Below are 9,429 nucleotides of genomic sequence, written 5' to 3'. Positions count from 1 at the left end.
CATTCTTTGATTATACAAAAATATCCGTTGCCAGTAATCAAATTCATTTGATTACCAACAACAGATATTTTAGAACCTTTATTATCAGTTCTTACCCAAACTACATGTGACTGGCTACCAGCCACAACGTGACCATATGATAGATTGCATAAGCCATGACACCTAAGAATAACCAGCCGCTCAGGTAATAGACGTAATACATCTTGGGATGTTTCATCATCTAGCCCCCTAACCGATCATAGCGTACCACGAATACCGGGGGGCTTACCCCCATGGCCATCGATAGCTACAATCACTTAACTAACTGCGGACGTCTCTCGGCGTTGCGCAGCAGCCAAGATTGCCTGCTGCTCTGCCACCGTTTGCGTAAATTGTTGCATCATATTTTTACCAACCACCTGGGCACCGTGTTGCTTAGCCCGCCAAGTGATCATTTGGAACCGTCTACGTTCATCCAATAGCTCTTCGTTTAACATATGGCTCCCCCCAAACTTGTTCGCCAGTGTCTGCTACTCAATAACTATATTATAAACATTAATCATTGCGTGGTCTACCCCTGTTACCCAATTATTACAAAACTTTTACATAAAACCGTTTACGTTAATTCGCCGAATTTGCGGGGTTTATACCAAGATTTATTCCCGGTATAATCTGTGTTAGCGACCATTTAGTCTATAATTGGTATGGGTGACGTGTGCAACCGGTTGAGCCCTTATCCCGGCTTATTTTGATGCAATTGTTTAATGACTTAACCGTCATTGGTTTACCTCAGTCGTAAGCCCTTACATTTTAGTCCCTTTTCCGTTGTTTTTTAGCTTGAATCGGCGTAGGCTAAGAGTAAATTAATCGAAAGAAGCTGATTCCCAGTGGCCATTGACCGCGAAAAATTCCCACCCCGTTACCGTACCGTTGCCATCAACGATGATGGACTTGAAAGCCATTCCTATATCCCCGGGGGTCTAGACGCCCTAACCAGTAGCCCCACGAACGACAGGCCGGGTGCCAATCCCGAACAATTTGTTGGGTTAGCACTCAGTACCTGTTTGAACGCCACCCTCGAAGCCATTGAGGAACGCAAAGGGATTCCGCACACATCACAGGTTCATACGATTGTTGAGATGGCTCGGGATACCCGCGGCTTGCAATTCTACGTCACCGCCCAAGTTCGGATTCCCGGCGTTGACCAAGCGACCGCTGAGTCCATGGTGGATCTGGCCGAACGGCGTTGTCCCGTTGCCAAGCTCCTAAGTGGCAGTGATAACGTGCACGTCGAACTTGTGAAAGAATTTTCTCCCGTGGAGGTAGTCACGGACTAAGACTTTAAAAAATGGGCCTGGGAGCTAAATTCCCCAGACCCATTTTTCATTTTCAACGCTTATACTGCTGAAACGTGGCACAAGGGGCAGCTGGCTCCGCTTAACAATGATGACCAAACAATCCAAGTCCGGGATTATTCGGTTATCACCGTTAATGGTCGCCAGCTAACCGCCCCTTGTCCCACTCTCAATTCCATCTAGCGCCGACTAAAATGTCGGGTCAACCGTTCCCACCAAGATTGTTTCTCTGCTTCACCGTAGACAAATGATCTTGGATGGCGAGGCGACCGCTTGTCATCGTGGCCATCATCCATGAAGACAATCTTGCGCCAGCGCTTCTCTTCCTCGGTACTCATGCGCTTTTTGCTCATTGACTTCAATCTCCTTCTCCACCGCAGTGACTCGCGGTGTCCAAACGCCTTAACGTTGGTTACTTTTTCATGCGGGTATCCTGGCTGAAGTCCTGAATGAACTTCAGAATCTCGTGTGCTCGCTTGTCGCCATAAACATCCACCCACCCCTGAAAACGGCGGTCAACGCGTTGCCGAATGGCGGCCTCCGCCTTGGTGCCCGCTGGGGTCGCCAATAGATACAACCGGCGCCGGTCATTTTCATCCGGCTCCTGTCGCAGATAGCCCTGTTTCAACAAGACCTTAATTTGCCGGGAAATTGCGCTCCGGGTGACTTGCCGTTTACTAGCAATGTCCATCAAGGTCACGTGATCATTATGGGTGATTTCTCGTAAAATCAAATACTGTTCAAACGACAAGTGATACGCCTTCGCTGGTTCGGAAATAAACTCATCCAAATACTTCAACGAACTCATATAGACGTTGATAAAAGCGTCTAACAACGGCTCTTCCTGCTCAGCCATGATTACCCACCTACATTTCTCAAAATACGATTTTTATCTTAGCATTTACGTCCAGTAAATACCAGCTTTTTCCTACCCAATTAGGCGGTGGTCCACCCCGTCCTATGCTAGAATAAAGGTAGTGATTAGGCAATTGCCAGCGCACCACTTTAACTGTATTAAATGACAATTAGTTGTTTTCACTGAACACCATAAATTTTAGATTCATAACTTTCGAGGGGGGAAGTTAACATGTCACATGTCAAATCACTCGTCGTCTTAGGGAGTCTGTTGCTCCTGACCGGTTGTGGCGCTACAAACAAGTCTGCCGCCAAAACACCTTCCAGTCAACAGGAACCCGCTAGTAGCAAGTCGAGCCAAGCAACGTCATCCAGCAAGACCCAGCAAAGTAGCCGTGCCAGCTCTAGCAGTTCCGTCGCCAAGACCGCCACATTTAGCAATCAGACGTTTACCATTAACCACGTAGCCTTCAAGCTCACTGGTTCCAAGGTGACTGCCAGTGCAACTGCCAACCGCAATCTGTTCGTCATTTATTATACCGTAACTAACAACCAGGGAAAATCAATTATACCTAGCGACCTTTGGCAATCGGCCGTAAGTGCCAGCCAAAATGGCAAGAAGCTGGGCACTGGCAACCTGGCCTTCACCACCAGCCAAACAACGGATAATAACAAATTGAACCGGACAGTCATGCCCGTGAACGCTGGCAAATCAACAACCGGACTGGCGATGTTTGAACCCAAGGGCACGCAGAACATCACCGTCACCTTCAAGGACACGAACGGCCAAACGGTCCACACCAGCACCTATCCTTTGTCCTAGGCAGGGTTTGCTGACAATGTTGTGAACTTTGTGTCGTCTTGCGGCTGTAGGGGATTCCATCGTCTGTGGTGTAGCTCTCTAGCTATTAATATGTATGTCTCATGTTGCGATATACCCACCGTGTATGCACCAACTCTCAAGGTTGCTCACGGTTAGGACTGACGGCATGACTGTCTGGTAGCTAAAAGTTGCCAGTCCAGCGAAAATCACATCAACTTGATGTTAAAAAACTATGGTAACCGGTGGAGGCCAGAGATGGAGGTAGCTATGACAACGGTGTTAGCTGAGAATCAGCTTACACCGTGGGACGCGTTTGGAGACTGCTGAGTTTTGGCAGGCTTTAAACCGAGCCGGAGTACCGCTTCTCAGGCCGCAGGCGGTCCCCATAGACGCCGGAGTCTCTGGCAGCCGCAGGTGGTAATTCTTACCAAACCTAGTTGTTTCCATCCTTGTTAGCTGAGCTTTCCTAATTAATTTTGTGTTCCCAATCTTTAGATCCAGTCACATACCCAAGCAAATTGCAGAAAGGACCTGCCTATGCCGAGTTTAATCGAACGCATTCACCAAGTTGAGTTGGGAAATCTGACCCAATTCAATCAGCTCTGCCAGCAACTCAAGCTCCCCTACTTTTTAATGGGTGGCTCCCTGCTCGGCGCGATTCGTCATCAGGGGTTCATTCCCTGGGACGATGACGTTGACGTAGGTCTGTTGCGAACAGATTACGACCGTTTTTTAGCCGCCGCACCTGCTCTGTTGACGGGAACGCATTACTTCCTTCAAACGCCCGCCAGCGACGAAAATTACGCGTTGAGCTACGCCAAACTGCTCGACCGTAACACCTACATTGAGGAGAAGCGAAACGTGAACAATGCCCGCAAAGGGATTTTCATTGATATTTTCCCACTGGACCGGATTCCGGATGATGAGGTGGCCCAACGTGAACAGCTCACCAAGTTTCAGCTGTTGAACACCCGCATCCTGCTTCAGCTACGGTATCACCTGGTCGACAACCCGCTTCGCAAACTCCAGAGTCCGCTCAAGCCAGAACAGGTCACGGCCGTTAATGCATTAAAAGCACAGCGGGAAACCGACATGACCCAGTATCAAGCGGATGATAGCCTGTCACAGGTGAAAAATCTCGCCTCACAATACGCCTATGAAAAAGAAATCTACAGCGTTACGGAGTTGACTGACCTAATCGACGTGCCATTCGAGCAGTTAACTGTTCAGGCGCCGAAAAACTATGCTAAAATTTTAGAGCGGCTATATGGCGATTACCGCCAATTACCACCTGAGAATCAGCGAACGGAAAAGCACCTGGACCTGGTCATCATGGACAACCAATTATTTACCGACTAAATTTAAGCGTTACCATATTTGTTGATGGTAAACCACAATTTTCTCGGTTTGAAATCAATTTTCAAATTTTTTGCCCTTATTTTTGATTCAAGCAACATGGTCCAGACCGATTCTAGTATGATAGTAAACAAACTAATTTGTTGAGTATGGGGCAAATGGCGGTTAGCTGGCGAGCATTAAGGCTGAAAGCCAGATAATCCCGGGCTTGGATTTTTATGCGGAGCCAGTTACCTTTTATCGTACGCTTCAGCAACAGATTTGGAAATACAATCCTAATCCACAATAGCCTCACAGCAACTCATATTTTACAGAAAGTAGATGAATTTTATGGCTGATGATTATTTTGGCGCTATGCTCGTAAATGTTTCCAGTATTGAATTGTCGATTGTGAACCTTAAAACCGGCGCCCAGACCGAACGGGTCAAATCGGCCGTCGCCATCGGGGAAAATATTTACAACCATGAAGAAATTAGTTTTGAAACTGTGGGTGACGCCGTCGAAGCGTTACGCGGCTTTCTTCAAGTCCTCAAGGATTACGGGGTGACCCAGTATAAATTGTGGGGTTCCCACGCGCTGTCCTTGGCCCCCAACGCGGAATTCATTCGTGACCAACTCTACGTGCGGACGGGCCTGCACATCGAGTGGCTGTCGCTGGGCGAAGAATCCTTCGTGCGCAACGAGGCGATCGCCCTGAAATATTACCACTATCACCACCTGGTCAAGGATCACGCGGCCATCATCGGCATGAACTCCGGGAGTACGACCCTGTCCTTCTTCGCGCACGACAAGCTCATTGCCTCACACAACATGAAGCTGGGACCCATTCGTATCAAAGAAGTGCTCCAAACGTTGCGGGCCACGGCACCTAATCCGGTGGACGTGCTCGACGACTACATCAACAGTAAGGTCGACGACTTCTACCGGTTCCTTCCCGAAGAATTTCAAACAACTCAGAATCAGGTGATGTTGATTGGTGCGGCACCACTGAACACCTACTTCATCCCCAAGGGCGACGTGAGCTACACGTTGTCCGTCAAGTCTTTCAACAAATTCTGTAATGAGGTTGCCGGGGCGTCCAACCAATATCTGATGGAACGCCTGCACCTGACCGAGGAAAATGTCGAACTGGTTCTGCCAGTCGTTTTGCTCGTGCGGAAATTACTGACGGTGGTCCACGCTGAAAAACTCCACCTGGTCAATCTGAACGTCTTGGACGGGTTGACCACGAACCAGGCCATCACCGCCGGCTACCACAAATATCACTTTGATAATCAAATTTTAGCAGCCGCAGATGACCTGGCCCAACGTTACCGGGTAGAACCCCACCACATGGAGTTGGTTCGCCGGTTTGCGCTACACCTCTTCGATCAGTTGAAGCCGCTGCACCACTTGACGCCGCGTGACCGCCTGCTCTTAGAGGTCTCGGCCATCGTCCACGATATCGGTGGCTTCATCGATACCCATGAACATTACCTGCACTCCGACTACGTGCTCAAGGAATCCGAAATCTTGGGCCTATCCACCGAAGAAACGCAGATTATCGCCGCCGTTTCACGGTATCACAGTACCCGAACGCCCGCCGAAGACCTGGCCCATTTCCGCCAATTAGATAGCGATAAGCGGGTCGTGGTCGCCAAGTTATCCGCCATTTTACGGATTGCGGACGCACTAGACGACGCCCATCAACAGACCATTCAACGTATTTCCGTTTCCATTCGCACGAACAAAGTCATCATCACCGTTTTCAGTGACGATGAGCTGTCCTTGATTCGTTGGGCATTCAATTACAAGGCTGATTTCTTCACCGACGTCTTCGGCCTACAACCAGTCTTAAAACAGAGGAGGTTACACAAATGACCCTGGATTATACAAAACCGAAATATTATACCAACCGGGAGCTCAGTTGGCTCGACTTTAACGATCGTGTGTTGGAGGAGGCCCGCGACAAGGCGAACCCCCTACTGGAACGGGTGCGCTTCCTAGGCATCACCCAGAGCAACGTGGATGAATTCTTCATGGTCCGGGTCGCCTCACTTTCCAAGCTGGCTGCGGTCAACTATCCTAAGCCAGACGCCTCTGGCATGACAGCAGAAGACCAACTGCTGGCCGTCAACGCCAAGGCTCACGACCAGGTGATCAAACAATACTCGACGTTGAATCGGATGTTGATTCCCGCTTTGGCGGCGGAAGACATTCACATCCTGACGCCCGCTGAGTTAACGTCCCAACAAACCCGCTTCATTGAAAAATATTTCAATGATGAAATCTCGCCGGCACTGACGCCCATGGCTGTCGACAGCTCGCGGCCGTTCCCCTTTATCGGCAACAATACCTTGAACATTGCCATGCGGCTGTTCAAGGATGGGGATAAGAAAGACAAGCGTTTCGCGACCGTGCAAGTTCCCGAAATCTTCCCCCGAACCGTCCGTTTACCGGGTGGCGACAATGACTTCATTTTGCTGGAAGACATCATCAAGACCTTCATCGGTAACCTATTCATTGGGTATCAGGTGAAGGAAGCGGCCAATTACCGGGTCATCCGGGACATGGACTTGGACGTGGCCGAAGAAGATACCTCCGACCTCTTGAAGGAAGTTGAACAACAACTAAAGAAACGGGAACATGGTGGCGCCGTCCGAATGGAAGTCGAAGCTGGCATCAGCCAGCCGCTCCAGAATCGGTTGGCAACCTCGATCAAGATCGCTGATTACGCCGTGTACGAAATTGGTGGCCCCATCGACCTGACCTTCCTGTCGAAACTGACCAAACAAATCAGTGGTCACGACGATGAGAGTTACGCGAAATTCACCGCTGCCCGGACGCCAGGCCTGCAACATGACGATGACGTCTTCAAGACGATTCGGCAACACGACGTCCTGGTCCACCACCCCTTTGACGACTTCGCGGCCGTCACGGAGTTGATTCGCCAGGCGGCCTGTGACGACGGCGTCTTAGCCATTAAGATGACGTTGTACCGGGTTTCTGCGAACTCACCGATTATCAAATACCTGGGGAGCGCCGCTCAAAACGGCAAACAGGTTACTGTCCTGGTGGAAGTCAAGGCGCGTTTCGACGAAGAAAATAACGTTCACTGGGCCCAACAACTTGAAAAGATGGGCTGTCATGTCATCTACGGTCTGATTGGCTTGAAGACCCACTGTAAGTTAACGCTGATTGTTCGTCGGGAACCCGATGGTATTCGGCGCTACATGCACATGGGAACCGGGAACTACAACGACGTCACCGCCCACTTCTACACCGACCTGGGCCTGATGACCACCAACACGGACATGGGGATCGACGCCTCCAACATTTTCAACATGTTATCCGGCTACTCCGAACCCCCGTACTTCCATCAGCTCCACATGTCACCCGATGGCATTCGGAACTTTATTACCGCGAAAATCAACCAAGAAATCGACAACGCTAAGGCCGGCCAACCCGCTTGGATCGAAATGAAGATGAACTCACTGTCCGACTCCGCCATGATTGCGAAGCTCTACGAAGCCTCCCACGCCGGCGTCAAGGTCAAGCTGATTGTCCGGGGCATCTGCTGCTTAAACGTGGGCATCCCCGAACTCAGTGAAAACATTGAAGTCCATTCCATCGTCGGCCGCTTCCTGGAACACAGTCGAATTTATGCGTTTGCGAACGCCGGTGATCCGCAACTGTACCTGTCCAGTGCCGACCTGATGACGCGGAATCTGAACCGTCGGGTAGAACTGCTATTCCCAATCTTAAACGACAGTCTCCGGCAACGGGCCTTTGACATTTTCGCAACGCTCTGGCATGATAACGTCAAGACACGGGTCCTGATGGCCGACCGCACCTTTACGCGCGTTGACCGCCGTGGCCTGGAACCGCTCGACGCCCAAGAAACGTTCATGGACCTGGCAGCCGCCCAAATCAAGGCGAATGCCACCCATGCACCCAAGGACAGCAATGCCCCGCGGCAGTTCAAGCCCATGCTGAGCCCGAAGAACCAGCCTAAATCCCCTATTGATCGGAGTCTGGAATAAATGGAAAACTTAGTTGTCATTGATTTGGGTTCGAACTCGGTCCGCATGACCATCAGTGAGATTGACGAAGCTGGCAATCACAAGACGGTGACCGAGGAAAAACGCTACGTTCGGTTATCAGAAAACATGGGGGAGGAACAACTCCTCCAACCAGCCGCCATTGAACGTACCCTGGCCGCTCTGGCTGAATTCAAGGCCGTCTATTCAAAATTAGACAACCCGGAAATCACGGCCGTGGCCACTGCCGCCGTTCGCCAGGCGTCCAACCAGAAACAATTTTTGAAGCAGGTCAAAGATCAATTTGACCTCGACTTCGATGTCATCTCTGGTGCCCAGGAGGCCCGCTACGACTACCTTGGTGTGATTCATACCTTGCCGATCATCAACGGCTTGATTGTCGATACCGGTGGTGGTTCTTCCGAACTGATTCTGGTGCAGAACCGCCAAATGAAGCACGTGGTGTCAATCCCGTTAGGCTCCGTGACGCTGTCGCAGGCCTACCTCGAGAGCGACAAGGTGCAGGCCGATTCGCTGTTTTCTGCGATGACCTTCGTCAACAACGTCTTCAACGACGTTTGGTGGCTCCGTGAGGCGGCGAACCTGCCCGTGATTGGGTTGGGTGGTGCCAACCGGACGCTGGCCAAGATCAACCGCCGAAACAAGAATTTCCTGAACTTTGAGGACGTGCACGGCTATAAGCTGAGCGCCACCGAGGTGTACAGCACGTTGACCCAGTTGCTAGGCTTAGACCTGGCTGGCCGCAAGAAGGTGCCGGGCTTGTCCAAGGACCGGGCCGACATCATCATTGGCGGACTGATTCCAGTAGCCCTACTGATGCGGCTGCTGGACTCGCAACTGATCACGTTCTCGAACGCCGGTTTGCGAGACGGTATTCTGTATGACCGTATTAACCAAGTTAAGGCAGCGATTGAATAATCTAATCTATTGCATGTCAAAGAAGACCAACCACTCGGAAAATTTCTGAGTGGTTGGCCTTCTTTTTGCAGTTATGGTTAAGTTACCACTTACTCCTCCAAGA

9 protein-coding genes are annotated in these 9,429 nt (G+C 50.5%); 6 read left to right on the top strand and 3 right to left on the bottom strand.

Annotation, left to right across the window (positions count from 1 at the left end; all coding sequences use genetic code 11):
- Positions 1-296 precede the first annotated feature (296 nt).
- Entirely contained in the window at positions 297-476 is a 180-nt protein-coding gene (locus tag EKM99_RS10475) for a hypothetical protein (protein WP_125583372.1), read from the bottom strand.
- A 390-nt stretch (positions 477-866) separates the two neighbouring features.
- On the opposite strand from EKM99_RS10475, the gene EKM99_RS10470 reads away from it, so the two are divergent.
- On the top strand, positions 867-1,316 hold the full coding sequence (locus EKM99_RS10470; protein WP_125583371.1) for an OsmC family protein: 450 nt from the start codon (positions 867-869) through the stop codon (positions 1,314-1,316).
- A 197-nt stretch (positions 1,317-1,513) separates the two neighbouring features.
- Here the strand turns inward: EKM99_RS10470 and EKM99_RS15835 are convergent, their stop codons facing one another.
- Entirely contained in the window at positions 1,514-1,687 is a 174-nt protein-coding gene (locus EKM99_RS15835) for a hypothetical protein (RefSeq protein WP_164511585.1), read from the bottom strand.
- Positions 1,688-1,746: 59 nt separating this feature from the next.
- The gene (locus EKM99_RS10465; RefSeq protein ID WP_125583370.1) at positions 1,747-2,190 is read right to left on the bottom strand and encodes a MarR family winged helix-turn-helix transcriptional regulator; all 444 of its coding nucleotides are present in this window, start codon (positions 2,188-2,190) and stop codon (positions 1,747-1,749) included.
- Positions 2,191-2,421: 231 nt separating this feature from the next.
- On the opposite strand from EKM99_RS10465, the gene EKM99_RS10460 reads away from it, so the two are divergent.
- From EKM99_RS10460 to ppx, 5 genes are all read left to right on the top strand, one after another.
- Positions 2,422-3,012: a DUF5067 domain-containing protein gene (locus tag EKM99_RS10460; RefSeq protein WP_125583369.1), complete on the top strand. Its 591-nt coding sequence runs from the start codon at positions 2,422-2,424 to the stop codon at positions 3,010-3,012.
- Between the two features lie 537 nt (positions 3,013-3,549).
- Positions 3,550-4,371, top strand: a complete 822-nt coding sequence (locus EKM99_RS10455) for a LicD family protein (protein WP_125583368.1) — start codon at positions 3,550-3,552, stop codon at positions 4,369-4,371.
- 327 nt (positions 4,372-4,698) lie between these two features.
- Positions 4,699-6,228 (top strand): Ppx/GppA phosphatase family protein, encoded by a 1,530-nt coding sequence (locus EKM99_RS10450; protein WP_164511584.1) that lies wholly within the window; start codon positions 4,699-4,701, stop codon positions 6,226-6,228.
- 2 nt (positions 6,229-6,230) lie between these two features.
- Entirely contained in the window at positions 6,231-8,390 is a 2,160-nt protein-coding gene (locus tag EKM99_RS10445) for an RNA degradosome polyphosphate kinase (RefSeq protein ID WP_263853871.1), read from the top strand.
- Positions 8,391-9,326 (top strand): exopolyphosphatase, encoded by a 936-nt coding sequence (gene ppx / locus EKM99_RS10440; protein WP_125583365.1) that lies wholly within the window; start codon positions 8,391-8,393, stop codon positions 9,324-9,326.
- Positions 9,327-9,429: the final 103 nt, after the last annotated feature.

It is taken from the genome of Levilactobacillus cerevisiae, assembly GCF_003946245.1.
GTDB classification, from domain to species: domain Bacteria; phylum Bacillota; class Bacilli; order Lactobacillales; family Lactobacillaceae; genus Levilactobacillus; species Levilactobacillus cerevisiae.
Note: the sequence above shows the minus strand (reverse complement) of the source record. Positions and strands in the feature narration are given on the sequence as shown.

Bases quoted from the DNA above. Each gene is read 5' to 3' on its own strand.
- EKM99_RS10475 (WP_125583372.1), bottom strand. From the start codon at position 476: ATGTTAAACGAAGAGCTATTGGATGAACGTAGACGGTTCCAAATGATC.
- EKM99_RS15835 (WP_164511585.1), bottom strand. From the start codon at position 1,687: ATGAGCAAAAAGCGCATGAGTACCGAGGAAGAGAAGCGCTGGCGCAAG.
- EKM99_RS10465 (WP_125583370.1), bottom strand. From the start codon at position 2,190: ATGGCTGAGCAGGAAGAGCCGTTGTTAGACGCTTTTATCAACGTCTAT.
- EKM99_RS10460 (WP_125583369.1), top strand. From the start codon at position 2,422: ATGTCACATGTCAAATCACTCGTCGTCTTAGGGAGTCTGTTGCTCCTG.
- EKM99_RS10455 (WP_125583368.1), top strand. From the start codon at position 3,550: ATGCCGAGTTTAATCGAACGCATTCACCAAGTTGAGTTGGGAAATCTG.
- EKM99_RS10450 (WP_164511584.1), top strand. From the start codon at position 4,699: ATGGCTGATGATTATTTTGGCGCTATGCTCGTAAATGTTTCCAGTATT.
- ppx (WP_125583365.1), top strand. From the start codon at position 8,391: ATGGAAAACTTAGTTGTCATTGATTTGGGTTCGAACTCGGTCCGCATG.